Genomic DNA, 25,553 nt, shown 5'->3' on the forward strand with positions numbered 1-25,553 from the left:
GACGGCCGCCCGCGGGCGGGTGCGTGAGGGTCGGGTACGGGTGCTGTGTCGAGGGGAGCAACCAGGTGGCGGGCAGCGAGAGCGAGCTGCGCAAGGAGCAGGACACGGTCGACGGCCTCTACGCGCGGCTCGACGACCTGCGCGCGCAGACCCGTGCACGCCTGGCGGCCGTGCGGCGCACGGGACCGTCCGGGTCACCGCAGAACCGCAGCGAGCGGGACGCCTTCGCGACGCTGTACGAGGACCGGATCGCCCAGCTCGAGGCCGTCGAGGAGCGCCTGGCGTTCGGGCGCCTCGACCTCACCGAGGGCGGTCACCGGTACATCGGCCGCATCGGGCTGACGGACGAGGAGCAGACCCAGCTGCTCACCGACTGGCGCGCGCCCGCCGCGCAGGCCTTCTACCGGGCGACCGCAGCGCACCCCGACGGGGTGCTGCGTCGTCGGCACGTCGTGACGCAGGGCCGCACCGTCACCGGTGTCGAGGACGAGGTCCTCGACCTGGACTCGCTCGGCGACGGCGAGCAGGCCGCGCAGGCGCTCGCGGGGCTCTCGGGCGAGGGCGCCCTGCTCGCCGCGCTGGCCGCGGGTCGCACCGGCCACATGGGCGACATCGTCGCCACGATCCAGGCCGAGCAGGACGCGATCATCCGCTCCGAGCTCACGGGCGCTCTCGTCGTGCAGGGCGGGCCCGGCACGGGCAAGACCGCCGTGGCCCTGCACCGGGCGGCCTACCTGCTGTACGCGCACCGTCGGGTGCTCGAGCGCTCCGGCGTCCTGCTGGTCGGGCCCAGCAGGACGTTCCTGCGGTACATCGACCAGGTGCTGCCCTCGCTCGGCGAGACGGGCGTGGTCACCACGACCGTCGCCGAGCTGATGCCGGGGATCGTGGCCGGCGGCACGGAGGACGAAGCCGTCGCCGAGATCAAGGGCCGGGCCGTGATGGCCAGGGTGCTCGGTCGTGCCGTCACCCAGCGCGAACGCGTGCCCCGCGAGGTCACGACCGTGCGCGTCGACGGCCGCACCGTGCAGATCACCCCTCCCGACGTGCAGTCGGCCATCGCCCGCGCACGGCGCCATCACCGCCCGCACAACCAGGCACGTGTCAGCTTCGTGCGCGACATGCTGTCCAGGCTTGCCGACCAGTACGTCGCGCAGCTCGGCTGGGAGGTGCCCGCCGACGAGCGGGCCGAGATCGTCGAGGAGCTGCGCACGACGCGCGAGGTCCGGATCGCGCTCAACCTCGCATGGATGCCGTTGACACCGCAGGGGCTGCTGCGCGACCTGTACACCAAGCCGCGCCGCCTCGAGGCGGCGGCGCCCGACCTGTCGCCGCGTGAGCGGGCTCTGCTCGCCAGGGACGCCGACGCGGACTGGACACCCGCCGACGTCCCGCTGCTCGACGAGCTCGCCGAGCTGCTCGGCGAGGACGACCAGGCCGCTCGTGCGCACGCCAAGGCCGACGCGGCCCGTCGCGCGAGCGAGCTGGAGTACGCCCGACGCGTCCTGGAGTCCAGCGGCGCCGCTGCGATGGTGTCGGCCGAGATGCTCGCCGACCGGTTCGCGGCCAGCGGGCCGTCCCTGACGACCGCGGAGCGCGCGGCCGCCGACCGCTCGTGGACCTACGGCCACGTCGTCGTGGACGAGGCCCAGGAGCTGTCGGCCATGGCGTGGCGCGTGCTGCTGCGTCGAGTGCCGACCCGCTCGCTGACGATCGTCGGCGATGTCGCGCAGACCACCGCGCGGGCAGGCGCGCACAGCTGGGCGAACGTCTTCGACCCGGTGCTGCGCAGCCAGTGGCGCCTCGCCGAGCTGACGGTCAACTACCGGACCCCGGCCGTGGTCGCGCACGCGGCCGGTCGGGTCGCGGTCGCGGCCGGGCTCCCGGTCAGCCCTCTGACCTCGGCGCGCGACGTCGCCGACGCGCTGCGCATCGAGCGGGTCGACCCCGACGCCCTCGAGGACGTGACGGCGAGCCGCGCCCTCGCCGCGCTCGGCGAGGTGCGGGACGAGGTCGGCGGTGGGCGCGTCGCGGTGATCGGCACGGGGGCGCACCTCGTGCGGGTGCAGGCATCGCTCGATCGGCTCGCCGCTCCGGCACAGGTCGGCGCCGACGGTGAGGCGGAGGGAACCACGAGGCCGAAGGGGCGTCAGGCCGACCTGGACGCCCCGCTCGTCCTTCTCACCCCGGTGGAGGCGAAGGGGCTCGAGTTCGACGTCGTGGTGCTCGTCGAACCCGGCGCGGTGCTCGCCGCGAGCCCCGGCGATCTCTACGTGGCGATGACCAGACCGACCCGCGCGTTGCACGTCGTGCACACCCAGGCGCTGCCCGAGGGGTTCGACGTGCTGTCCGAGTGACGGACCGGGTTGTGTCCGAGGGGCGGGCAGGGCGCACCATAGGGACGTGCTCAAGGCCCTGCTGCTCGAGAACCTCCACCCCCAGGCCCGGTCGATCCTCGAGGCCGCCGGCTTCGAGGTGACCACACGGACCGGCGCGCTCGACGAGTCCGAGCTCGTCGAGGCGCTCGACGGCGTGCACGTCCTGGGCATCCGATCCAAGACGCACGTCACGGCCGCGGCGCTCGAGTCCGCCACGGACCTGGTCGCCATCGGCGCGTACTGCATCGGCACCAACCAGATCGACCTCGGCACGGCCGCCTCGCACGGCATCGCGACCTTCAACGCGCCGTTCTCGAACACGCGCTCGGTCGTCGAGATCGCGATCGCCGACATCATCTCGCTGACGCGCCGGCAGACCGAGCTCGACAAGGCCATGCACGACGGCGTCTGGAACAAGTCGGCCATCGGCGCGCACGAGGTCCGCGGCCGCACGCTCGGCATCATCGGCTACGGCAACATCGGCACGCAGCTGTCGGTCCTCGCCGAGAACCTGGGCATGTCCGTCGTCTTCTACGACACCGCGGAGAAGCTCGCCCTGGGCAACGCCCGGCGCCTCGACAGCCTCGACGAGCTGCTCGACGTCGCCGACGTCGTCACGCTGCACGTCGACGGCCGCAGCGGCAACGCGGGCCTGTTCGGCGCGAAGCAGTTCGCCCGGATGCGACCCGGCGCCCTGTTCCTCAACCTCTCGCGCGGGTTCGTCGTCGACTACGCCGCGCTGCGTGACGCGGTCGTCGCCGGGCACGTCGCCGGTGCCGCGGTCGACGTGTTCCCCGTCGAGCCCAAGCGCAAGGGCGACGCGTTCGACTCCGAGCTGCGCGGCCTGCCCAACGTCATCCTCACCCCGCACACCGGCGGCTCGACCGAGGAGGCCCAGGACGCGATCGGCCAGTTCGTCTCGAACAAGCTGCGCGACTACCTGGCGACCGGCTCGACGACGCTGAGCGTCAACCTGCCGAACCTGGCGCTGGACCAGCCTCCCGGCGCGCACCGCCTGGCCTACCTGCACCGGAACGTCCCCGGTGTGCTCGCGGCGGTCAACGCGACGCTCGCCGAGCACGGGGTCAACATCGAGGGCCAGCTTCTCGCCACCCGCGGCGAGCTGGGCTACGTGGTCACGGACGCCGGTTCGGCCGTCGACCAGGCGGTCGTCGACGCGCTCCGCTCGCGCCCGGAGTCGGTGCGGCTGCGCGTGCTGTCCTGAGCCTCTGCTGACGAAGGGGCCCGACCGCGACGGTCGGGCCCCTTCGTCATGCTTCCGTCAGGACCGGTCAGGCCGAGCCGGACTTGCGCTGGAAACGACGCTGGGACGGACCCGCGGTCTCCGCGCCGTGCACGTTGCCCGTGTTCGCCGAGCCGTCGGCCGTGCGGTGGTGCGCGGCCTTCTTGCGCTCGAGCGCCTCACGGAACTTCGCCTTCGCGTCCTCGCTGACGGTCGCCGCCGGATCGTTCTGCTGCGTCATCGCGTGCCTCCTTCTCGCTTCGCGACGAGCACGAGCGCCCGCCGAACCACCCCCAGCCTTGCCGAACGGACGCACGCATGCCAATCCATTGCCTGCGCGACCCTCCCGTTCGCGTACCGTCGACGCGTGCACGTCCTGGACCCCGACCGCCAACCCGTCCTCCCGCACCGACGCGTCGGGGGTCTGACCTTCCCGGCGATCTCGCTCGGCCTCTGGCAGAACTTCGGCCACGCGACCGCGTTCGAGGACCAGCGCCGACTCGTGCTGCACGCGGTCGACCGGGGGGTCTTCCACCTCGACCTCGCGAACAACTACGGTCCGCCGCCCGGTGCCGCCGAGGAGTCCGTCGGCCGCCTCCTGGCCCGCGAGCTGCGCGGGCGCCGGGACGAGCTGCTCGTGACGACCAAGGCCGGCTACCGCGGGTGGCCGGGACCGTACGGCGAGTTCGGTTCGCGCAAGAGCATGCGCGCCTCGCTCGACGCGTCGTTGCAGCGGCTCGGCGTCGACCACGTCGACGTCTACTACAGCCACCGGTTCGACCCTTCGACCCCCCTGCACGAGACGCTCGGCGCCCTGGCCGACGCCGTCCGGTCCGGCAAGGCGCGCGCCGTGGGGATCTCCTCCTACTCGGCCGCCCGCACCGCGCAGGCGCTCGAGGTGGCGCAGCAGATCGGGCTCACCCTGTCCGTGCACCAGCCGTCGTACTCGCTGCTCAACCGCTGGGTCGAGCACCCCGGTCCGGACGGACGCTCGCTGCTGGAGGTGTGCGCCGAGGCCGACCTGGCCGTCGTGGCCTTCTCCCCGCTCGCCCAGGGCATGCTCAGCCGGCGCTACCTCGACGGGGTCCCGAACGACTCCCGCGCCGCCCGCGGAGGGCCGCTGCGGCCCGAGTGGCTCACCCCCGAGGCGATCGGGCACGTGCGCGCACTCGACGCGCTCGCCCGCGACACCGGCCGCACCCTCCCGCGGCTCGCGCTCACCTGGGTGCTGCACGACCCGCGCGTCACGTCCGTGCTGGTCGGCGCGCGCACGGTCGAACAGCTCGACGAGAACCTCGCCGCGCTCGACGACGCACCGCTGACCGCGGCCGAGCTGTCGGCGATCGAGCAGCACGCGGTGGACGCCGGCATCAACCTGTGGGGCTCACGGTCCTCCGACCTGTGAGCGCAGGCCGATGCCGGCGTCCCGCGCACCGTCCTCAGGCCCCGACGGGCAGGTGGCGGAACCACCAGTCCAGGACGTGCGCGAACCGCGCCTCCCGGTGCTTCGGGCGCCCCGAGCGGGTCAGCTCGTGGCCCTCACCGGGGAAGAGCAGCAGCTCGGACTCCACGCCCCGCCGCTGCAGCTCGACGAACCACCGCTGACCCTGCTCGACCGGGCACCGCCAGTCCTGCTCGGAGTGGATGACCAGCGTCGGGGTGCGCACCTGCCCGACGTGGGCCATGGGCGACTGGGCGGCGACCGCGCTCGCCCCGGCCGCGTCACCGTGGTCCCCGAGGTAGTCCAGGCCGAAGAACCAGCCGATGTCGCTCGAGCCGACGAAGCTCACCGGGTCGAGGAAGCCCCGCTCGACGATCGCTGCGGCGAAGCGGTGCGTCCGGGTCGTCAGCCACGCGGTCAGGTAACCGCCGTAGGACCCGCCCATCACCCCGACCCGGTCCGCGTCGAGCGCAGGGTCCTCGAGCGCCGCGTCGAGCAGCGCGAGCACGTCGTCGGTGTCCACCGTGCCGAAGGCCCGGTGGATCGCCTTGCCGTGCGCCCGGCCGTACCCCGCCGACCCGCGCGGGTTGCCCAGCACGACCGCGTACCCGGCCTCCGCCAGCACCTGCACCTCGTCGAACAGTGCGTGCGTGTACTGCGCGAACGGCCCTCCGTGGATCATCAGGATGGTCGGGTGCGGGCCCGCCCCGTGGCGCGCCGCATCCGGCACCACGACCCAGCCGTGCACCGGGTAGCCGTCGGCCGAGGTCGCCTCGAGCTCCCGCGGCGCCTGAACGCGACCCGTGGCCCGCAGCGGCGCGGACAGGTCGGTCAGCTGCTCGCGGCGCCCCGCGACGTCGACCGCGAACAGGTCACCCGAGGAGAGCGGACCCGCCGCGGTGGCGACCACCGCGTCCCCGGCCACGCTCACGCCGGAGACCACGTGCTGCCCGCCCAGCACCGTCGACTGCGAACCGTCCGCCCCGATCAGGACCAGGTGCTGCGCCCCGCGCTCGAGGCGAGCGACGAGCACGCCGTCGCCCGTGGGAACCAGGATCCCCGGTGCCAGGTCCTCGGTCTGGGCATCCGTCAACCGCCGAGGCCCGGCGTCACCGGACCCCGTCAGCTCGAGACGGTAGAGACCGGTCAGCTGGGCGACGAAGTCGAGCCCGTCCGGGCCCGTGTCGGCTGCGAGCATCCACAACGCGGAACCGTCGGCCGTCGGCACCGCGGTGGTCACGTCGAGGGTGCTCCCGGTGCCGGCGTCGGTGAGCGGCCGCGGCGCCGACGGCTCACCCTCGGGCCGGGCGTCGACGAGCACGGCGTCCTGTCGCAGGTCGCGCTCACGACCGTCGTGCACGGCCGCCGTGACGACCAGGTGCGTCCCGTCCGGCATCCAGCGCAGGTCCGCGATGTCGAGGTCTCCTGCGGTCAGCGCGAGAGCCTCGGGCACACCGGCGCCGGCCGCGACCGCCGGGCCCTCGACCGGCACGTCGAGCACGAACACGTGCTGCCTGCGGTCCCGGACGAACCCGATGCCGTCCGAGCGGTACTTCGGCGCGGTGAGCAGGCGGGGCGGCTCCGCGGCGGGGTCGCCGTCCTTGACGTAGCGGCCGTCCTCGGGCACCCGGGCGAGGTAGGCGATCCTGGCGCCGTCCGGCGAGAACCGCGCAGCGGCCGCACCGAGCGGGGCGTCCGTCACCGCGAACGGCTCGCCACCGGTCACCTCGACGAGGTGCACCTGCGGAACGCCCCGTCGCGGGCTGCGCAGGAACGCGACCCAACGCCCGTCCGACGAGATCGACGGCGCGGTGTCGCGGTGCCCGCGGGTCAGCCGTCGCGGCGGACCGTCGGCAGGGCCGGTCGGCACGAACCACAGCTGGCCGACGTACTGGTCGGCCTCGAGGTCGGGGTGGGTGACGCTGACGACGGCCCCGGAACCGTCGGGCAGCAGGGCGGCGGTACCGGGGACGTGCAGGTGGGTGAGGTCGCTGGGGATCACCCGTCGAACCTACGTGGTCCGGGGCCGCGGTCGGGACGAGTCCTCAGACGCGCCACCCGGACGCCTCATTCCGTCGACGCGGCGTCCGACCCTGTCTCGTCGCCCTGGCCGTCGCGCTCCTCGCGCTCCGCACGCAGCACGGTGATCGCAGCCTCGAAGTCCTCGAGCGACTCGAACGCCTGGTACACGCTCGCGAAGCGCAGGTAGGCGACCTCGTCGAGCTCGCGCAGCGGGCCGAGGATCGCCAGGCCGATCTCGTACGCGTCGATCTCGGCGGAGCCGGCCGAGCGGAGCGTCTCCTCGACCTTCTGCGCCAGGAGTGCGAGGTCGTCCTCGCTGACGGGCCGCCCCTGGCACGCCTTGCGGACCCCGTTCGCGATCTTCTCGCGGCTGAACGGCTCGGTGGCACCCGAGCGCTTCACGACCGACAGGCTCGCGGTCTCCACCGTGGTGAAGCGGCGGTTGCACTGCGGGCACTGACGACGACGACGGATCGAGGACCCGTCGTCCGAGGTCCGCGAGTCCACCACGCGCGAGTCCGGGTGGCGACAGAACGGACAGTGCACGGCACACCTCTTCGGGTCGGGCCCGGAGGGATGCCCTCGCACGGCCGGACGCGAGCCCTGGCGCCAGCGTCCACGAGACGCTAGGCCTCCGTCGGCCCTGATCGCAAGGACGGCGCGCGGGGCGCACCGCACACGCATCCGTCCGTTGCCCCGGTCGGCGAGGCGTCCCGGTGCCTCAGCCCGTGACCGGGACCACGATCGACTGGCCGGCCATGAGGCCCGCCGACGGCAGCCGATTGAGCCGCACGAGCTCGAGCACCACGTCCCGCACGTCGTCACCGGGCTCGGCGACACCCTCGGCGATCGCCCACAGGGTCTCCCCCGAGGCCACCACGTGCGTGCGCACGGCCAGCGCGCCCTCGGGCCCGTCGGCGTCGGCCCGGGTCGCGACGAGTGCGACCACCGCGATGAGGGCCAGGGCGAGGAGCACCACGACGGCGCGCCCGCGCGCGGTCAGCGTCAGCTGCCCCGCCGAACCGGACTGTGCACGCCGGACGCGCACGTCCCTGGGCCCGGTCGCACCGATCACCATCGTCGCCATCGCGCACTCCCTCGGTCCCCAGGTCGGTACCGGCACGCCGGCTCGACCACCCCTCGTTCGAACGCCTGTTCGTCGAACGCCTGTACGATTTCTAGCACCGACCGGGCTTCCTGTCGAGACGCGATCGAACAGATGTTTGATCCGGTGGCCCGATGTCCGTAGGCTGGCGGTGCGGGACAAGCGCACCACGCACCACCGACACGACCGGGCGGGCACCGTCCGGGTCGCGGCGGGCCGGGTGGGGTCGCGGGGCCCGCGGCGCGGAGGCCGTCCGGCGGACGCGCAGGTGGCGGCCCCAGGGCCGCGCGACGGAGGAGGGTGCAGTGGCGGACACGCGACACACGTCCGGGGGCGACGGGGCGCTCGCGTCGGTCCGGGCGCTGCCCGCCCAGGGAGCCGAGGGCGACGGCCTCACCGCGCGGCAGCGGCTGGTCCTCGAGACGATCCGCACGTCGGTGGAGTCACGGGGCTACCCGCCGAGCATGCGCGAGATCGGGGACGCCGTCGGCCTCACGAGCCCCTCGAGCGTCAAGCACCAGCTCACCGTCCTCGAGCGCAAGGGCTACCTGCGCCGCGACCCGCACCGTCCGCGTGCGATCGAGGTCGTGCAGCCGGACGACTCCCGCGGGGTCGGCGCCTGGACGGCCCCGGACGGCTCCCGCACCCCGCTGACAGACCCGGACGCACCCGAGCGCGACGGCGCGCCGACGCCCTCGTACGTGCCGGTCGTGGGTCGCATCGCCGCGGGCGGGCCGATCCTCGCCGAGCAGGTCGTCGAGGACGTCTTCCCGCTCCCCCGCCAGCTCGTCGGGGACGGCGACCTCTTCCTGCTCAAGGTCAGCGGCGACTCGATGATCGACGCCGCCATCTGCGACGGCGACTGGGTCGTCGTGCGCCGGCAGCCCGTGGCCGAGAACGGCGAGATCGTCGCCGCGATGATCGACGGCGAGGCGACGGTCAAGACCTTCAAGCGGGTCGACGGCCACGTGTGGCTCCTGCCGCACAACCCCGCGTACAGCCCGATCCCGGGCGACCAGTCCCAGGTGCTCGGTCGCGTGGTGAGCGTGCTGCGGAGCCTGTGAGGGCGGACTGTCCCGGGCGCCCGCAGCGACGACGACAGCAGAGGGCCCGGCCCCGGATCCCCGAGGGGATCAGGGGCCGGGCCCTTTCGCTTCCTGGCCGCGGCGCGTCTTCGTCGCGGTCAGTCGGGGCGCCCGCAGCGACGCCGGACGCGAGGGTGCTACAGGCCGAACCGGCGGGCGGCGGCCCGTAGCGTCTCGGCCGACCTGCGCAGGCCGGCCAGCTCGTCGGCCGACATCGGCACCTCGAGGCGGTCACCGACGCCGCGGGCACCGACGATCGCGGGGACGGACAGGCACACGTCCGAGACCCCGTGGTAGTCGTGCAGCAACGAGGAGACCGGCAGGATGCGCTTCTCGTCCTTGAGCACGGCCTCGATGATCCGCGAACCGGCGAGCCCGACGGCGTAGTTCGTCGCGCCCTTGCCCTCGATGATCCGGTAGGCCGACTCGACGACCTCCCGCGCGATCCGGTCGCGCACCTCGGAGGTCAGCGGCCCCCGTCCGGCGATCCCGTTCCACTCGAGCAACGGCACCGAGCCGATCGACGCGCTCGACCACAGCGGCAGCTCGGTGTCCCCGTGCTCGCCGGCGATGTACGCGTGCACGTTCTGCACCGCGACGCCGGTGTGCTGCGCGATCAGGTAGCGCAGCCGCGAGGAGTCCAGGACGGTGCCCGATCCGAACATCTGCGTCGAGGACAGCCCGGAGATCTTCAGCGCCGCGTACGTGACGATGTCGACGGGGTTCGTCACCAGGACGTACACGGCGTTCGGGGCGACCTCGACGAGCGGCGGGAGAACCTTGCGGATCAGCGAGATCGTGGCCTCGGCGAGGTCGATGCGCGTCTGACCCGGCTTCTGCTTGGCGCCGGCGGTCACGACGACCACGTCCGCGTCCGCGCAGACCGCGATGTCGTTGGACCCGACGACCTCGGCCATGGGCATGAACTGGATGCCGTGCCCCAGGTCGAGCGCCTCGGCCTCGACCTTGGCCTTGTTGATGTCGTAGAGCGCGACCGTCCGGGCGGAGCCACGCATGAGCGTGGCGTAGGCCATCGTCGAGCCGACCGCGCCGGCACCGACGATGGCGACCTTGGAGGTCCTCCACGACGGTCCGCCCGTGGGGCCCAGGGCGACCTCGTCGCTGTCACGGCTCTCGGTCATGCGTCCTCCTCCTCGCGTGCCGGCATGTCCCGCATCCGGCACGTGTCCGTCCTGACGTGGAGGGACGGTACCGGGTCGCGCCCGCCGACGCCTCGAGGCTAGTGCGAGTCGGACAGGCGGCGCAGGGCGGACCGGGCGACCGCCGGATCGGTGGTGCGCCAGAAGTCCGGCAGGGACCGGACGAGGAACTCCCCGTACCGCGCGGTGGCGAGCCTCGGGTCGAGCACGGCCACGACGCCGCGGTCCTCGACGGTCCTGATCAGACGGCCGGCACCCTGGGCGAGCAGCAGCGCCGCATGGGTCGCGGAGACCGCCATGAAGCCGTTGCCGCCCGCGGCGGCGACCGCCTCGGACCGGGCGGAGCGCACCGGGTCGTCGGGGCGAGGGAACGGGATCCTGTCGATCAGCACGAGCCGACAGGTCGGTCCCGGCACGTCGACGCCCTGCCAGAGCGAGAGCGTGCCGAACAGGCAGGTCGGCTCGTCCGCCGCGAAGCGCGCCACGAGCGTGGGCAGCTGGTCGTCCCCCTGCGCGAGCACCGGCACCTCGAGCCGGTCCCGCATCGCCGCGGCCACCGCGTCGGCGGCACGCCGGGAGGAGAACAGCCCGAGCGTGCGTCCTCCGGCCGCGGTGATGAGCTCGGCGATCTCGTCGAGCTGGGCCTCGGTCGCGGGCTCGCGCCCCGGCGGCGGCAGGTGACGGGCGATGTAGAGGATGCCCTGGCGCGGGTAGTCGAACGGGCTGCCCACGTCGATGCCCTGCCACGGCAGCCCCTCGGGCGCCCGGTCGGCACCAGCAGGCTGCGAGGAACCGGTCGCCGCCTCCTCGGCGTGCGCGAGCTCGTCCGGACCGACGGGCTCGGCATCCGGGCGAGTCTCGAGCCCGACCGACCGCGCGACCGGGGCGAACGACCCACCCAGGGCGAGCGTCGCGGAGGTCAGCACGCTGGACCGGCCCGCCAGCAGGTGCGTGCGGATCAGTCCGTTGACGGCCAACGGGGCCGCGTGCAGACGGGTCAGGCGCCCACCGCGACGGTCCTCCGTGCGCGAGCACCACAGGACCGTGTGGCGCAGGTCCTCGGGGTCGGAGGCCATCCGGTCGGCCGTCTCGAAGAGCGCGAGCATCGAGGCGTTCGCGACCTTCAGCCCCCCGTCCACCGCACCCTTGGAACCGGACCCGGACCCGCCTGCCGTGGCGGCGTTCGGCTTGAGCGCCGACAGGAGTGTGCGTGCGGCGTCACGCACAGCCGCGACCGCCTCCCGCGCCGCCGGCGGGAGCCCGTCGGGGAACCGCCCCTCGGGCAGTCCGACCAGCACGGTCGCCAACGCCTGGCCGGCCGCGTCGAGGTCGGTGGTCGGCACGCCCCCGTGCCGGCGGGCCATCCGCGCGGCCTGCTCGACCGTGGCCAGGGACAGGTCCGAGGTGGCCTGCGCGGTCACCCGGTCGGTGAGCTCGTGCGCCTCGTCGACGATGAGCACGTCGTGCTCGGGCAGCACGTTCGGCGAGCCGGAGGCCGCGATGCCGAGCATGGCGTGGTTGGTCACCACGACGTCGGCCTCGCGCGCCGCACCGCGGGCGCGCTCGGGGAAGCACTCGTCCTTCATCGGGCAGCGCGATCCCAGGCACTCCAGCGACGTGACCGACACCTGACGCCACGCCCGCTCCGTGACACCGGGGACGAGGTCGTCCCGGTCGCCGGTGTCCGTGCCTTCGGCCCACTCGCGCAGCCGCAGGACCTGCTCGCCGAGGCTCTCGCCGGACGCCGCCCCGCGCCCCGCACCGGCCCCCGCGGTACCGGAGGGTGCCGGGTGGTCGGCCGCCCCGGCGTGATCGCCCAGGTCGAACAGCGTCCCGGGCTCGTCCTCGGGGTAGCCGCCGGCCACCTTGTGCACGCAGAGGTAGTTGTGCCAGCCCTTGAGCAGGGCGATCTGCGGCTCGCGCGGCAGGCGTGGCGCCAGCGCCCGGGCGACGAGCGGCAGGTCACGCGTGACGACCTGACGCTGCAGCGCCAGGGTCGCGGTCGAGACGACGACGTGCTCGTCGGCGAGCACCGAGTGGCGCACCGCCGGGACGAGGTAGCCGAGGGACTTTCCGGTCCCGGTGCCCGCCTGGACGAGGACGTGCTCGCCCTTCTCGATCGCCTCGGTGACCGTGCGCGCCATGGTGTGCTGCCCGTCACGGCGGATCCCGCCGAGCGCGCTCACCGCCAGGTCGAGCAGCTCATCGACCGAAGGAGCGCCACCGGGCACGTCAGGGGCGACTGACGAGGCGGAGGGCATCGGACAAGCCTAGTCGCCGGTCGCCGTCGTCGGACGCGCGCCAGGCGACGTCCGTGGCACCGCGCCCGGCCTCAGGCGGAGCGGACCGCGGCCGCCACGAGCTCGGCGGCAAGACCCGCGTCGACCCGGGCACGCAGGGCCGTGCCGTCCTCGAGGTGCTCCTCCGAGGCGATGTCGCCGTGCTCGTGCACGCGGCTGACCAGGTCGCCGCGCGAGTACGGCAGGACGACCGCGACCTCGACGCCCGGCCTGGGCAGCTGGTCGGCGATCAGCTCGAGCAGCTCCTCGACGCCCTCGCCCGTGCGGGCCGAGACCACGATCGAGTGCACCTCGCGCGAACGCAGCCGCGCGATGGTCTCGGGCGTGGCCAGGTCGGCCTTGTTCAGCACGATGACCTCGGGCACGTCCATCGCCCCGGGGATGTCGGCGAACACGTGCCGCACCGCGGCGATCTGACCCTCCGGGTCCGGGTGCGAGGCGTCCACGACGTGCAGCAGCAGGTCGGCGTCGGCGACCTCCTCCAGGGTCGAGCGGAACGCCTCGACGAGCTGGTGCGGCAGGGCCCGCACGAACCCGACCGTGTCCGCCAGCGTGTAGATGCGGCCGTCGGAGGTCTGCGCGCGGCGCACCGTCGGGTCCAGCGTGGCGAACAGCGCGTTCTCGACGAGCACACCGGCGTTGGTCAGCCGGTTGAGCAGCGAGGACTTGCCGGCGTTGGTGTACCCGGCGATCGCGACCGACGGGATGGCGTTGCGTCGACGGTTGGCCCGCTTGGTCGCCCGTGCGGGCTCCATCGCAGCGATCTCGCGGCGCAGCTTGGCCATCCGGTTGCGGATGCGTCGACGGTCCAGCTCGATCTTCGTCTCACCGGGACCGCGCGAGCCCATGCCGGCACCGGCACCGCCCACCTGGCCACCGGCCTGCCGGGACATCGACTCGCCCCAGCCGCGCAGGCGGGGCAGCAGGTACTCGAGCTGGGCGAGCTCGACCTGGGCCTTGCCCTCCCGCGACTTGGCGTGCTGGGCGAAGATGTCGAGGATCAGCGCGGTGCGGTCGATGACCTTGACCCGGACGATGTCCTCGAGGGCACGGCGCTGGGACGGGGCGAGGTCGCCGTCGACCACGACGGTGTCCGCGCCGACCGCGGCGACGACACCCGCCAGCTCGGCCGCCTTGCCCGATCCCAGGTAGGTACCCGGGTCCGGGGTGCGTCGACGCTGCAGCAGCGCGTCGAGGACCTGCGAGCCGGCCGTCTCGGCGAGCGCCGCGAGCTCCCGCAGCGACACCTCGGCGTCCTGGGCGGTCCCGGAGCCCCACACACCGATGAGGACGACCTTCTCGAGCCGCAGCTGGCGGTACTCGACCTCGGTGACGTCCTCGAGCTCGGTGCCCAGGCCGGCCACGCGGCGCAGCGACGTGCGCTCCTCGAGCTCGAGCTGGTCGCCGTCGTACGCCGTGTGCATGGTGCCGCCGGCGTGCAGAGCCGTCCCCGCCCGGGCCAGCACCCGCGCGACGACGTCGTCGGCCACCTCCTGCGGGGAGCGGGTCACCGGGGTGTCCTGCGGCTCGCTGGCGGTGTGCTGGGCGTCGTCCACGCGGTTCCTCGGTTCCTTCGGGTGGGTGTGACTCCAGGGTCGCACGCGCACCGGACCGCGACGAGACCATTTCGCTGCGGGCCGACGCCGGTCGCGGCTGCCGGGATGCCGCCGGGATAGGGTCGACCGCTGTGAACGGCGAGCACTACTTCACGGCCAGCCCGGCCTCGAGCGACGAACGCCGCACCCTCGCGGTGACCCTGGCCGGCCGTGAGGTCGAGGTCGAGACCGCGGGCGGGATCTTCTCTCCCGACCATGTCGACCACGCCACGGCGATCCTGCTGCACGAGGTGCCCGAGCCTCCGGCCGAGGGCCACCTGCTCGACCTGGGCTGCGGCTGGGGGCCGATCGCGCTGACCCAGGCGCTGCGATCGCCCGGGGCGACCGTGTGGGCCGTGGACGTCAACGCCCGCGCCCTGGACCTGACGCGGCGCAACGCCGAACGGCTGGGGCTCGACGGTGTACGTGCCGTGACCCCCGAGGCGGTGCCGGCCGACGTGCGCTTCGCCGCGATCTGGTCGAACCCGCCGATCCGGATCGGCAAGGAGGCGCTGCACGCCCTCCTCCTGGACTGGCTGCCCCGGCTGGTTCCCGGCGGGGCGGCGCACCTGGTGGTCGGCAAGAACCTGGGTGCGGACTCGCTGCAGCAGTGGCTGAGCCTCCAGCTCGGTCCGGCCGCCGACGTGCAGCGGGTCGCGAGCGCGAAGGGGTTCCGCGTCCTGCGCGTCACGGCCGCCGCCCGGGCGTCCTGACGCGTGCGGGGCCAGGCCCTGCACGACGGCCTCCGGCCCCGGTCAGCCCTGATGCACCGAGGCCACGGCTGCACGCGCCTGCGCGAGCGTCGGGGCACCCGAGGCGCGCCGTCGGACCGTGCCGTCGGGGTCGAGGACGAGCACCGTCGGCGTGACGTCGATACCGAGCCGTTCACCCAGCGCCGGGTGGTCGGCCACGTCGAGCTCGACGTGCACCACGCCGTCACTCGTGGCCACGACGCGCTCGAGCACCCGTCGCGTCGCCCGGCACGGTGCGCAGAACGTCGAGGAGAACTGCACGAGTGTCACGCGCTCGCCCAGCGCCGTGCCCAGCTCGTCGGGACCGAGCCGGTCGTCGGCCGGGGTGCCGGACGCCCGCAACGGCGCCGGGTGAGGCACGAGGGAGGGCGCCCGGCCTGCGGCACCGGAGGACGGGGTCATGACCGCCGCAACGTCGTCGCCGCCCAGGCTGTTCCAGGCGCCCGGCGACGTGCTCACACGGCCGTCAGCGCACCGAGGTCGATCTCGGCGTCGGCGACCAGCAGGGCCGGACCCGCGAGCTCGACGTGACCGTCCTGCCGCGCGGTGACGCGCACCGTCCCGCCGGGCACCTCGACGAGCCACACGTCCGGCGCGCCCTCGCCCGCCCAGACCCGCACCGCGAGCGCCGCCGCGCAGGCACCCGTGCCGCACGAGCGGGTCTCCCCCACGCCGCGCTCGTGCACCCGCATCCGTACCCGTCCGACGACCGCACCGTCGGGGCCGGTGTCCTCGCCGAGCGGCACGACCAGCTCGACGTTCGTCCCGAGCGGCGGCACCGGGTCGACGACCGGGGCACGCGTGAGGTCGGCGGCGGCCAGCTCGACCTCGCCTGCCAGCGCAAGCACCGTGTGCGGGTTGCCGACGTCCACGCGCAGAGCCGCGCGGGCCACGTCGAGGCCGCTGACCGTGACGTGCGCGTCGGCGCCGTCCTGCGCGGACTGCTCGCCACCGGGCAGGGACCAGCGCCCCATGTCGACCGCGTACCAGACCTCGTCGGCCACGCCTGCGGGCACCGGCACGCGCGTCACCCGGCGGACCCCGGCCCGGGTACCCAGCGCGAGCTCACCGGCGCCGTCCCACAGCCCGAGCCGTTCGAGATAGGCGGCGAACACGCGGACGCCGTTGCCGCACATCTCGGCCAGCGAGCCGTCGCCGTTGCGGTAGTCCATGAACCACCGGGCGGCCGGCTCCGCGTCGAGCAGCGCCGCCCCCTCGGGGATCGCCGCGGTCGGGACGACCCGGATCACCCCGTCGGCGCCCAGGCCCGCACGACGGTCCGCGAGGGAGCGCACCAGGGCGACCGTGAGGTCGAGCACGGCGTCGCGGTCGTCGAGCAGGACGAAGTCGTTCTGCGTGCCGTGGCCCTTGACGACGGCGAGGCTGGACGCCGCGGGACTCACGGCGTGGGCTGCTCCGGGGACGCTCGTCACGAGCCCAGGGTACGGCGGGGGTGCGGGTCCTCGGTGGCCGGTCCGAGCACGCCCGCGTCGGCCGCAGCGACCAGCTCGAGAGCACGGTCCACCAGGTCGGGGTCCCTGGCGTCGAGCCAGTGCACCCGTGGGTCCCGACCGAACCAGCCCATCTGCTTGCGGGCGAGCCGCCGCGTGCCGGCGGCCGTCGCGGCCCGGGCGGCGTCCTCGGTGATCTCGCCGCGGAGCATGCCGAGCACCTCGGCGTAGCCCACCGCCCGGGAGGCCGTCCTGCCCAGCCCGGCACGCACGAGGCCCTCGACCTCCTCGACCAGCCCCCGGGTCCACATCCGGGCGACGCGGGCCTCGATCCGCTCGTCGAGGTGCGTGCGGTCGCAGTCCAGGCCGATCTGAAGCGCCGGCACCTCGTACACGTGCTGCGGCAGGCTCGCCGAGTAGGGCCGCCCGGTCAGGGCGATGACCTCGAGCGCGCGCACGATCCGTCGGGCGTTGCGGGGGCCGATCCCCTCGGCGGCGACCGGGTCGACGGCGGCCAGCTCGGCGTGCAGTGCCCGGGACCCCTCCTGTTCGACGCGCTCCTCCAGCGCGGCGCGCAGCGCGGGATCCGTGCCGGGGAACTCCATGTGGTCCAGGAGCGCACGCACGTACAGCCCCGACCCGCCCACGGCCACCGCCCTCGCGCCGCGTCCGGCGATCTCCTGGAGCGCGGCGCGAGCGCGCACCTGGTAGTCCGCGACCGTCGCGTCCTGCCAGGGCTCGAGGACGTCGAGGAGGTGGTGCGGCACACCCTCGCGCTCGGCCGGGGTGAGCTTCGCGGTGCCGATGTCCATGCCGCGGTACAGCTGCATGGCGTCGGTGTTGACGGCCTCACCGTTCAGGGCGTGCGCGAGGGCGAGCCCCAGGTCGGACTTGCCCGTAGCCGTCGGCCCCACGAGCGCGACCACGAGACTCATGCGGCCGCCCCTGCGGTGAACCAGGTGAAGACCGCGTGCGCCGCACCCGCGGGCTCTGCGCGCGCGAGCAGCCGCCCGTCCGTGCGGGCCCCGTCGGCGGCGCCGAGCAGCACCTGCCAGGGAGCCCAGCCGGTGACGGCGAGCGCCGCGGCCTGCTCGGGCTCGACCGCGGCGAGCCGTGCGCGCGCCGCGGGCGTGGGGTCGGCCAGGTCCCGCGCGCAGGCGGCGTCGAGACCGGGCGCCCGAGGGTCGTCGGCGAGCGGGGCGTCGGGCCCGTGCCGGGCGCTGAGCGAGCCGACCACGACCAGGACCGTCGGACCGTCGGCCACCAGGGCGGCGCCCAGCCGGAGCAGCTGCGCGGCAGGCGTCGACCCCGTGACCTCGACCACCTCGTCGGGCGAGCCCGCGCCGCACCGGGCGAGCAGGTGCACGGCGACGGCCGAGGCCACCGCGGGCACGGGCGCGTCGACCGGTCCGGGGACGACCCAGCCCAGCATGGCGTCGGGCACCCCCGCACCTGCCAGGGAGGCGCGGACCGGTCCGGCGAACGAGCGGGAACGGGCGGCCGGGGCGACGACCGCGACCCGCTCGGGCCCGGTCGCGAGCACCTCGGCCACAGCAGCCAGCGCAGCCTCCCGCAGCCCCGCGACCAGGGCGTCCGAACGACCGCCGACACCCGGCACGAGGAGCGCGGTGTCCGGCACGAGCGCGGCGGCGGTGAGCATGGCCCGACGGTAGCCGTCAGGCGCGCGCGTCACGACATCAGACCGCGGGCGACCTCGTCGGCCTGCGCGGCACGACCGTGCTCGCGCAGGAGGTCGATCAGGTCACCCGCCGCACGGGACTGCTGGTCGCGGTCCCGGAGCATCGCGAAGCCCTCGACCGCCGACTCCAGGTGCCACACGGCCTCGTCCACCGCACCGGTCCGGCCGAGCAGGCGACCGGCCAGCCAGAAGGCGTGCGCAGCGTCGCCGATCGCACCGATACCCGCGTACGCCTCGGCGGCCGCACCCGCACCACGGGCGGCCTCGTCGACCCGTCCCAGGGCACCGAGCGTGCGCGCCGTGGTGTCGGCGACGTCGACGAGCTCGCGTCGACGCCCGGCATCCGCGCGACGCTCCAGGTCCTCGTCCGCCGCGGGCGGGTCCACGGGCGCCGTCGACGGCGTGTCCGAGCGCGGGTCGGTGAGCTCCGCGGTGAGACGTTCCAGCTCGCTGAGGACCTGCTCGCCCTCCCCCACCTCGACCGCCGAGGGCGCCCAGGCCCGCACGACGGGACCGCGGAAGACGGGCGCCACACCCCCGGCGCGCAGCAGCTCGCCGGCCCGCGCGTAGGCGCGGTGCGCCCCCTCGTGGTCGTGCACGAGCTGGGCGCACCGCGCCGCCTCCGCGTGGGCGAAGCCCGCGTCGGCGAGCCGACCCGCCGCCACGGCGTCCTGCGCCGCGCGCTGGTACGCCACGGCCGCCGCCTCCAGATCACCGGAGCGCGCGAGCCGCTCCGCCTCGACGGCCGGGTCCGGTGGTTCCGGGCTCGGCCCGGGGTCTGCAGGCTGTGCCGCCGCCTGCGGTCCCGGTGCGGGAGCCGGCGCCAGGGTCGTCGAGAGCACCGACAGCTCCACGCGGTGCGGCTCGGCCCGCAGCGACCAGCGCCGCGTCATCTCGTCCCGAACGGACGGCGTGCCGTTGCGCAGGTCGAACGCGTCGGCGAGCGGCCGGGCCTGCGCCAGGCACCATGCGGCGAGCTCGGCGACCGTGGTGGCCGGCACCTCGCTCAGCGTGACCGGCAGGTCGGGTACGGACGCGGCGATCAGCTGCGCGGCACCACCCACGCTCATGAGCAGGTCGAGCCGACGCCGGGGCGTCGTGCCGGAGGTCAGCCAGCGCTGGTCGGCCTCGATGCGCCGCACCGCGGCCTGCACGTTGCCCGTGCGGGCGAGGAGCTCGACGTGCCGTCCGCGAGCGCCCGTGAGGTCGCCCTCGGCAGCGTCCAGGTGGACGAGCGCCCGCCGATGGGTCCGCACCGCGTCCTCGACCCGACCGACGTCGAGGTAGGCCAGCTGCAGCCAGGAGAGCATGTCGGCCGGCTCGGTGGCGCAGCGCGGGTCGTCCTGCAGCACGCGCTCGAGCAGCCGGATGCCCTCCTCCGGGCGCCCGGTCTCGAACAGGTGCGCGGCCCGGTCGCCGGGGTCGCAGGCCTCGCACTGCGAGTAGTCGTCGCGCGCCGTCGAGACCCAGGCGTCGTAGGCGGCCTCGACGTCCGCCGACCCGCGTGCGGCCGCCCACACGTAGCGCTGGTGCGCGACCGCGTCCGTGCCGTTGCCGGCGAGCGCGTAGCGGCGGGCCATGTCCTGCAAGGTCTGCTCGATCTGCTCGGCGGGCACCGCCGGGTACTCCATGAGGTCGGCGACCATCCACTTGAACGACCAGAAGTGCATGTGCCAGTCGCCGTCGTCGAGGTGCTCGGGGTGCTCGTCGGCCCAGCGCAACGCGCGGGTGAACGGCACGAAGGCCTTCTCGACCTCGGATCCCCACACGTATGCCTCGACGAGGGTCGCGTAGGCGTACGCGAGCGACTCGGGCGGCCCCTCGGCCTCGACCTCCGCGACGAGCCCCTGGGCGGCCGTGCTGCGCGCCTGGCCGTACGGCATCTGCCGCACGCGCCCGATCTCGTGGTCCACCTCGTGGCGGGGGCGGCTCATACCTCGTCCTCTGCGTGTGGGTGGGTCGGTCCGGCTGCGGGCCGGTCTGTGGCGGGTGCCCCTGGCTGCGGCCCGGGGCCGCTCAAACCTGCTCGCAGCAGCTGCGCGAGCGCGTCGGTCATGATCTCCGTGTCCCTGGTCCGCAGCGGCTCTCCGGCCAGCAGCAGGGCCGAGACGTACAGCGCGCGCACCCCGGCGTCCCGCACGTCACCGGCGGGTGCGGCCAGCAGGTCCGTGACCATCGGGTTCGCGCAGTTGAGCACGAGCCGACGCGGCGGCACCCGCACGGCGAACCCGGACAGCACCTGCCCCCACAGGTCGTCCGCCTCGCCGACCGTGCGGGCCAGGTCGCGCTGGTGGTCCCCGTCCCGGTCGTGCAGCAGCAGCGCCGGCAACGAGGAGGGCGCGAACGTGCGCAGCACCGCCTGGCAGTCCACCGCGGCGAGCACCCGGTCGACGTCGCGCCTGGTGTCCTCGACGGCGAGCTCGTCCAACGGGTCGAGCGGTGCGAGCACCGCAGCGACGTCGGCGGCCGCGAGCGCGCGCACGCCCCAGTCGGGGTGCCGGGCCGCGAGCCGGGCGAGCAGCTCGGCGTCGTAGACGTACCCGGCGTTCACGACCGCGAGGCCCTGCGCGCGGGCCACGGGCGCGATCCGCCGGAACTCCTCGACCGTGCCGGTGTGCACGAGCGAGCCGTGCTCGGCCCGGACCTCGGCGAGCGTCCGGGTGCCGTCGGTCGTCTCGAACGGCAGCACGTCGGCGACCAGGTCGAGCATCGTGTCGTCGGTCGTCGCCAGCGCACGCACCGCCAGGTGGTGGGCCTCGACGAACCGCCGGGCGGCCAGGTCGTGCCGGTGCAGCGTGTCGATGGTCCAGCGTCGTACCGCCTCGCCGAGCACCTCCCGGGTCGCGAGCAGCACCTCGTCCTCGTAGAGCGCCTCGCGGGAGGCGGTCGGCCGCAGCCCGTCCGCGTCGAGCACGCAGCGCACGAAGAACGACCAGTCGGGCAGCAACCCGTCGACACGGGTGTCCAGCAGCATCCGCTTGACGTACACCCGATGGGTCCCGCGGCCGGCGGGAACGGCGGCCGGCAGCACGAACGCGACGCCGCTGACCCCGGCGAGCGGGACGTCCAGGTCGATGTGCGCCAGGGGCGTGAAGCCGAGCGTGCGTTCGCAGTACCCGACGAGCGCCAGCCGGCGTTCCTCGTCCGAGCCGTAGGTGCGCCGCCAGGGCAGCTCGGGCGTGCTCGTGCGCCGCCAGACCGGTGTGCCGTCGTCCAGCGGCACCTGGACGGCGACGTCCACCGGCAGCAGCGCCCCGAACTCCTCCGCCAGAGCCACGACGGTCTCGGTGGCCAGCCAGTGCTCGGCGTCCCGACGGGGGCGCAGCCGCACGGTGCTGCCGACGGGCACGTCCTCGTCGATCTGCGCGAGCTCGTAGGTCCCGTCGTCGTGACCGCGCCACCGCACGGCCGGGGCGTCGGGTTCGCGCGCCGAGCGGGACACCAGCTCGATCGTCTCGGCGACCATGAAGGCCGAGAGCAGACCGATGCCGAACTGGCCGAGGAACTCGGCGCGGCCGTGGCCCAGCGCGAGGTCACGCTTGGAGCTGCGTCCGATCGTGGCCAGCAGCTCCTCGGCCTCCGCCAACGTCAGGCCGACCCCGGAGTCGGTGATCTCCAGGGAGCCGTCGGGCCCGGGGACGATCCGGACGGTCGCAGGAGCTCCGGGATCGAGCGCGCGACGCGCCGTCACCGCGTCGACACCGTTCTGCAGCAGCTCACGCAGGTACACCCGGGGGCCCGAGTACAGGTGGCGAGCGAGCAGGTCCACCATGCCGCGCAGGTCGACGGCGAACGCACGGGTGGTGCTCATGCGGTCAGGCGTCCCCGCCCTCGGCCGACCCCTGCTCCGCCTGGAACGCCGCGACGGCCTCCGGGTACGCCTCGTCGAGCCGGGTGAAGAACTGCAGCGACGTCGACACCCCGGCCGCCAGGTGCAGGTCGATCTGCTCGTCGCTGACGCCGTGCTCGTAGTCGACGCTGTGCTCGCAGTAGACGCCGAGCTCGTCGCCCTCGGGCCGGACGTAGACCTTGGGCCAGATCTTCTCGGCGTTCCACTCGTTCGCCAGGTCGAGCACCGCGCTGCGCTCGGAGACCGGCACGGACCTCGACCAGCGGCCCCGGACCTGCAGGAACTCCCCCTCGGGCCCGTAGCGGAAGAAGTAGAACAGGTGGTCGTCCCAGCGTCCGCCGATGTCGCCGTCGTCGTCGACGCCGTAGTTGTAACCACCCGCGTCGAGCCGGCCCGCGATGCGCTCGTGGGTGAGCGGTGCGAGCGCGCCGCCGTCGGCTGCGGCATCCGGCTTGGTGAAGAAGCCCATGGGGAACTGACCTCCTGGTGAGGGCGGACGAGACGACCGGGCACGACACTACTGGCCATCGTGCAGGCCACCGCAGCGCGCCCGGTCTACCCCTCACAGGGTGCCGGGTGAGGGGCCCCTCACGGTCACGGGTGAGGGACGGGTAAGGTCTCGCGCATGGGCCTGTTCCGCGATCGCGCCCGACGACTGCTCGGACGCCGCCCCCCCGCACAGGCGACCGACGCCCCCCTCGAGGCCGCCAGCGACGAGGAGCTGCACGAGACGGTCGCCCGGATCATCGCGCGTGAGCTCGGGGTCGAGGGCTCGGGAGGCGACGGCGACGTGCCGACCCCCATCTCGCTCGGACGCGTCGCGGCCTGGATGACGGAGAACCAGTTCAGCTACTTCGTGGACTCCGACGGCGACCTCGGCGGGCTGTGGCGCGGACGCCTCTTCTACTTCTTCCTGTTCGGGGAGCAGTCGGAGATCCTGCAGATCCGGGGGCAGTGGCACCGCGAGGTCGCCCTGGAACGCCTCGAGGAGGTGCTCGACCTGTGCAACGAGTGGAACGCCGACCGGATCTGGCCCAAGGCCTACGTGCGGGTGCGTGACAACGGCCGTGTGCACGTCATCTCGGAGGTCGCGACCGACCTGGAGCACGGTGCGACCGACGAGCAGCTGAGCCAGATGCTCTACTGCGGCCTGTCGACCGGCAGCATGTTCTTCGACTCCCTCGACGAGCGGTACCCCGACCCCGCCGGGGTGGCACCGTGAGCGGGCCCGGCTGGCTGCTGCGCGTGCTCGGCGGGCTGCCCAAGCCGACCAAGGGGCTCGTCGTCGACGACGAGCCGCCCACGCCGCTGACCCGCGAGCGGATCGCCGACTACCTGCTCTCGAGGGCGTACCGCTTCGTGATCGACGACGACGGCGACCTGACCGGCACGTGGGACGGCAGCCGGTTCTGGTTCCTCACGCTGGGCGAGCACCAGGAGATCCTGCAGGTGCGCGGTCGCTGGCACCGTTCGCTCCCGCTCGAGCAGCGGGCCGCCGTGACGCTGGCGCTCAACGACTGGAACCGTGAGCGGATCTGGCCCAAGGCCTACCTGCGCGAGGAGGACGGCCTGCTCGCCCTCTACAGCGAGGTGTCGGCCGACCTCGAACCGGGGGTCAACGAGGTGCAGCTGGCCCAGCTGCTGGCCTGCGGGCTGGGCACCGGGGTGCAGATGTTCTCCGCGCTCGAGGCGATGCTGCCTCCCGACGACGCGCCCAGCCCGGACGTGCCCGACAACTGAGGCGTGCCCGGCCAGCTGCTCGGATGCCCGGGGGCGGACGGTGCGTCGGCGACACCCGTCTGCCCCCGGGCTGGGCTCACAGGCCTCCGAGCACCTGCCCGAGCAGGATCTTGGCGATCATCGCCGCCGGGTAGATCAGCGCGTAGCCCAGGGCGACCCGCGAGTCGTACATCGTCCTGCCGTTCGCGTACGCGAGCACCGCGGGCTGCGTCTGGGCGCCGGAGACGATGCCCGCCAGGCGCGGCCCGCTGACCCGGAAACCGTGCCGGAGCACGACGTACAGCCCCGCCCCGACCAAGGTCGTCACCACGAAGCCCAGCAGCAGGATCCGGATCCACTCCCCGGACGTGAACGCCTCACCGATCTGCGCACCCGCGCGGGTTCCTGCCTGCGCGAGGAAGAACAGCAGCCCGAGCTCGCCCATCGCGTTCGCAGCCGTGTTCGGCATGCTCGTGACGAACGGACCGACACGACCGATCCTGCCGAGCACGAGACCGACGATGAGCGAGCCGGCCGCCGAACCGATCGCCAGGGTGTGCGAGCCGATCGGGAACGCGAGCGCACCGATCAGCACGCCGAGCGCGATGCCCAGCCCGAGGATGACCGGCGTGATGTCCGAGAGCCCACGCGCCGAGTCCCCGAGGAACGCCGAGACCTCCTTCATCCGGTCGGGAGGCGCCACGACGCGCACCCGGTCACCGAGCTGCAGGTGGAAGTCGTCGCTGGCGACCATGTCGACATCGCCACGACGCACCCGCGAGATCCTCGCCCCGAACTGCTCGGCGAGCTGCAGGTCCGCCACCGTGCGACCCGCCGCCCGGGCGTTCGAGATGGTGATGCGGCGCAGGTCCAGATAGCTGCGGTCCGCCTCCAGGTGGTGCGACGAGGCGTGCCCGAGCTCCTCGGTGACCGCCTGCACGTCCGCGAGCGGACCCACCACGGTGACCAGGTCGTCACGCAGCAGCGTGTCGGTGTCTCCGGCCGCCCGCACCGGGGCAGCCTCACCGTGCCGCAGCCGGGAGAACGTCACCCGGTCGCCGTGCCGGCTCTCGACGTCCTTGATGCTCGGGGCCGAGGACAGCTCGACCCGCACCGTGCGGTTGACCAGCGCCGGGGGTGCATCGTCGTCCGCCCCCGACCGACGCAGCGCGAGCGTGACGACGCCGAGCATGCCGATGACGCCGTACAGGTACGTGACCGCGTAGCCCACGGTCGGTGCGTCGGAGTCGCCCGCCGCCTCCCGGGCGGCAGCCAGGGCCGGCGTGTTCGTCACGGCACCGGCGAACGCACCCGCCACGACGGCCGGCGACAGGTCCAGCCACCCGCCGACGAGGACGGCGGCACCGGCCCCGCACGCCAGCACGGCCACGATCGCCGCGATCAGCCGCAAGCTGTGCCGCAGCGAGGTGAAGAAGGTGGCACCGGACACGATGCCGACGGAGAACGTGAACAGCGCGAGCCCGAGGGTGCCGATCTCCTCCGGCAGCTCGAGGTCCCGCCCGTGCGCCGTGCCCCAGGCACTGACGCCGATCGCGAGGAAGAGGACGGCCGCGGCGCCGAGACCGACGCCTCTGACCTTGACATGACCGATCAGCGAGCCGGCCCCGATGAGGAAGAAGAGCAGCAGGACGGGCTGTTGAGCGGCACTCAGCACAACGTTGGGCATGAGGTACTCCTGTGACGGAGAGAACAGTCGTGCCCCATACAAGACCCCTCCGCGACGCGGACGTGG

Annotated in this window: 22 protein-coding genes; 7 read left to right on the forward strand and 15 right to left on the reverse strand. The window is 74.0% G+C overall.

Features of this window, described 5'->3' with window-relative positions:
* Window positions 1–65 precede the first annotated feature (65 nt).
* Window positions 66–2,357 (forward strand): HelD family protein, encoded by a 2,292-nt coding sequence (locus BKA22_RS18670; RefSeq protein WP_146952333.1) that lies wholly within the window; start codon window positions 66–68, stop codon window positions 2,355–2,357.
* 46 nt (window positions 2,358–2,403) lie between these two features.
* Window positions 2,404–3,603 (forward strand): phosphoglycerate dehydrogenase, encoded by a 1,200-nt coding sequence (serA, locus tag BKA22_RS18675; protein WP_146952332.1) that lies wholly within the window; start codon window positions 2,404–2,406, stop codon window positions 3,601–3,603.
* Window positions 3,604–3,670: 67 nt separating this feature from the next.
* Here the strand turns inward: serA and BKA22_RS18680 are convergent, their stop codons facing one another.
* Window positions 3,671–3,862, reverse strand: a complete 192-nt coding sequence (locus BKA22_RS18680; RefSeq protein ID WP_146952331.1) for a DUF5302 domain-containing protein — start codon at window positions 3,860–3,862, stop codon at window positions 3,671–3,673.
* A gap of 126 nt (window positions 3,863–3,988) precedes the next feature.
* Here BKA22_RS18680 and BKA22_RS18685 point away from each other — a divergent pair, with 126 nt between their 5' ends.
* Window positions 3,989–5,026, forward strand: a complete 1,038-nt coding sequence (locus BKA22_RS18685; RefSeq protein ID WP_146952330.1) for an aldo/keto reductase — start codon at window positions 3,989–3,991, stop codon at window positions 5,024–5,026.
* Window positions 5,027–5,060: 34 nt separating this feature from the next.
* Here the strand turns inward: BKA22_RS18685 and BKA22_RS18690 are convergent, their stop codons facing one another.
* The 3 genes from BKA22_RS18690 to BKA22_RS18700 all read right to left on the reverse strand — a co-directional run bounded on the left by BKA22_RS18690 (window position 5,061) and on the right by BKA22_RS18700 (window position 8,171).
* Entirely contained in the window at window positions 5,061–7,064 is a 2,004-nt protein-coding gene (locus BKA22_RS18690) for a S9 family peptidase (protein ID WP_146952329.1), read from the reverse strand.
* Between the two features lie 65 nt (window positions 7,065–7,129).
* Window positions 7,130–7,630 carry a transcriptional regulator NrdR gene (gene nrdR / locus BKA22_RS18695; protein WP_146952328.1) on the reverse strand — a complete coding sequence of 167 codons (501 nt, stop codon included), beginning with the start codon at window positions 7,628–7,630 and terminating at the stop codon, window positions 7,130–7,132.
* A 175-nt stretch (window positions 7,631–7,805) separates the two neighbouring features.
* Entirely contained in the window at window positions 7,806–8,171 is a 366-nt protein-coding gene (locus tag BKA22_RS18700; RefSeq protein WP_146952327.1) for a LysM peptidoglycan-binding domain-containing protein, read from the reverse strand.
* A gap of 380 nt (window positions 8,172–8,551) precedes the next feature.
* Here BKA22_RS18700 and lexA point away from each other — a divergent pair, with 380 nt between their 5' ends.
* Window positions 8,552–9,253 carry a transcriptional repressor LexA gene (gene lexA / locus BKA22_RS18705; RefSeq protein WP_218867553.1) on the forward strand — a complete coding sequence of 234 codons (702 nt, stop codon included), beginning with the start codon at window positions 8,552–8,554 and terminating at the stop codon, window positions 9,251–9,253.
* 158 nt (window positions 9,254–9,411) lie between these two features.
* Here the strand turns inward: lexA and BKA22_RS18710 are convergent, their stop codons facing one another.
* The 3 genes from BKA22_RS18710 to hflX all read right to left on the reverse strand — a co-directional run bounded on the left by BKA22_RS18710 (window position 9,412) and on the right by hflX (window position 14,290).
* Entirely contained in the window at window positions 9,412–10,416 is a 1,005-nt protein-coding gene (locus BKA22_RS18710) for an L-lactate dehydrogenase (RefSeq protein ID WP_146952325.1), read from the reverse strand.
* 98 nt (window positions 10,417–10,514) lie between these two features.
* A complete protein-coding gene (locus tag BKA22_RS18715; RefSeq protein WP_146952324.1) occupies window positions 10,515–12,695 on the reverse strand; it encodes an ATP-dependent DNA helicase in 2,181 nt (726 codons plus the stop codon).
* Window positions 12,696–12,766: 71 nt separating this feature from the next.
* Window positions 12,767–14,290 (reverse strand): GTPase HflX, encoded by a 1,524-nt coding sequence (gene hflX, locus BKA22_RS18720; RefSeq protein WP_146952323.1) that lies wholly within the window; start codon window positions 14,288–14,290, stop codon window positions 12,767–12,769.
* A 131-nt stretch (window positions 14,291–14,421) separates the two neighbouring features.
* Here hflX and BKA22_RS18725 point away from each other — a divergent pair, with 131 nt between their 5' ends.
* Window positions 14,422–15,042 (forward strand): class I SAM-dependent methyltransferase, encoded by a 621-nt coding sequence (locus BKA22_RS18725; RefSeq protein WP_146952322.1) that lies wholly within the window; start codon window positions 14,422–14,424, stop codon window positions 15,040–15,042.
* A 42-nt stretch (window positions 15,043–15,084) separates the two neighbouring features.
* Here BKA22_RS18725 and BKA22_RS18730 read toward each other — a convergent pair whose 3' ends face one another.
* The 7 genes from BKA22_RS18730 to BKA22_RS18760 are packed head-to-tail and all read right to left on the reverse strand — an operon-like array spanning window position 15,085 to window position 22,550.
* Complete coding sequence (locus tag BKA22_RS18730; RefSeq protein WP_223203497.1) at window positions 15,085–15,540, reverse strand: TlpA family protein disulfide reductase; 456 nt, start codon at window positions 15,538–15,540, stop codon at window positions 15,085–15,087.
* Window positions 15,537–16,514: a diaminopimelate epimerase gene (dapF, locus tag BKA22_RS18735; RefSeq protein WP_146952321.1), complete on the reverse strand. Its 978-nt coding sequence runs from the start codon at window positions 16,512–16,514 to the stop codon at window positions 15,537–15,539. Before dapF ends, BKA22_RS18730 begins: the two co-directional genes overlap by 4 nt.
* On the reverse strand, window positions 16,511–17,467 hold the full coding sequence (miaA, locus tag BKA22_RS18740; protein WP_146952320.1) for a tRNA (adenosine(37)-N6)-dimethylallyltransferase MiaA: 957 nt from the start codon (window positions 17,465–17,467) through the stop codon (window positions 16,511–16,513). The genes dapF and miaA overlap by 4 nt, the downstream gene beginning before the upstream one ends.
* Window positions 17,464–18,192, reverse strand: a complete 729-nt coding sequence (locus BKA22_RS18745; protein ID WP_146952319.1) for a class III extradiol ring-cleavage dioxygenase family protein — start codon at window positions 18,190–18,192, stop codon at window positions 17,464–17,466. Before BKA22_RS18745 ends, miaA begins: the two co-directional genes overlap by 4 nt.
* 29 nt (window positions 18,193–18,221) lie before the next feature.
* Window positions 18,222–20,165 carry a hypothetical protein gene (locus BKA22_RS18750; RefSeq protein WP_146952318.1) on the reverse strand — a complete coding sequence of 648 codons (1,944 nt, stop codon included), beginning with the start codon at window positions 20,163–20,165 and terminating at the stop codon, window positions 18,222–18,224.
* Complete coding sequence (locus tag BKA22_RS18755; protein ID WP_146952317.1) at window positions 20,162–22,042, reverse strand: HSP90 family protein; 1,881 nt, start codon at window positions 22,040–22,042, stop codon at window positions 20,162–20,164. Before BKA22_RS18755 ends, BKA22_RS18750 begins: the two co-directional genes overlap by 4 nt.
* A gap of 4 nt (window positions 22,043–22,046) precedes the next feature.
* Window positions 22,047–22,550, reverse strand: coding sequence for a type III secretion system chaperone family protein (locus BKA22_RS18760; protein ID WP_146952316.1), 504 nt, complete (start codon window positions 22,548–22,550; stop codon window positions 22,047–22,049).
* 156 nt (window positions 22,551–22,706) lie between these two features.
* On the opposite strand from BKA22_RS18760, the gene BKA22_RS18765 reads away from it, so the two are divergent.
* Window positions 22,707–23,303, forward strand: a complete 597-nt coding sequence (locus BKA22_RS18765; protein ID WP_146952315.1) for a type III secretion system chaperone family protein — start codon at window positions 22,707–22,709, stop codon at window positions 23,301–23,303.
* Window positions 23,300–23,821: a type III secretion system chaperone family protein gene (locus tag BKA22_RS18770; protein ID WP_146952314.1), complete on the forward strand. Its 522-nt coding sequence runs from the start codon at window positions 23,300–23,302 to the stop codon at window positions 23,819–23,821. Before BKA22_RS18765 ends, BKA22_RS18770 begins: the two co-directional genes overlap by 4 nt.
* A 76-nt stretch (window positions 23,822–23,897) precedes the next feature.
* Here the strand turns inward: BKA22_RS18770 and BKA22_RS18775 are convergent, their stop codons facing one another.
* Window positions 23,898–25,487, reverse strand: coding sequence for an aspartate:alanine exchanger family transporter (locus BKA22_RS18775; RefSeq protein ID WP_146952313.1), 1,590 nt, complete (start codon window positions 25,485–25,487; stop codon window positions 23,898–23,900).
* Window positions 25,488–25,553: the final 66 nt, after the last annotated feature.

The organism is Cellulomonas soli (assembly GCF_013409305.1).
Taxonomy (GTDB): domain Bacteria; phylum Actinomycetota; class Actinomycetes; order Actinomycetales; family Cellulomonadaceae; genus Cellulomonas; species Cellulomonas soli.